General features: G+C 71.6%; 1 pseudogene. It reads right to left on the bottom strand.

Features of this window, described 5'->3' with window-relative positions:
• A pseudogene (locus E2C05_RS32465) lies at positions 1-482 on the bottom strand (IS5 family transposase); the annotation flags it as partial.

Raw genomic sequence — 482 nt, 5'->3', positions numbered from 1 at the left:
ATGTCGACCCAGCCTGGCGCTGCTCTCGATGCCGCGGCGTGCGATGCGCGGCTGGATGCCGCGGCGGGTCAGGGCCCGGCGGCAGCGGCGGTGATCGTAGGCCTTGTCGGCGTGCAACTTGCCGGGCCGCTTGCGCGACCTGCCCCAGGGCTGCCGGATCGGCGGCACGGCATCGACCACCTCCTCCAGCATCCTGCTGTCGTGCACGTTGGCGGCTGTCAGGCGAACCGCGAGCGGGATGCCATTGGCATCGGTGAGGATGTGGCGCTTCGAGCCCGGCTTGCCCCGATCCGTCGGGTTCGGCCCCGTCTGCGCGCCCCCCTTTTTGCCGCAACCGATGCGCTGTCGAGGGCGGCGCGCTGAAAGTCGATGGCGTTACGCCGCCCGAGGCGGTCAAGGAGCGCACGCTGCAGGCGGTCCCACACACCAGCTTCCTGCCAATCGCGCAGCCGGCGCCAGCACGTCATGCCGCAGCCGCAGCC

The sequence above is a fragment of the Paracraurococcus ruber genome, assembly GCF_004353985.1.
In the GTDB taxonomy this organism is placed as follows: Bacteria; Pseudomonadota; Alphaproteobacteria; order Acetobacterales; family Acetobacteraceae; genus Paracraurococcus; species Paracraurococcus ruber.
Note: the sequence above shows the minus strand (reverse complement) of the source record. Positions and strands in the feature narration are given on the sequence as shown.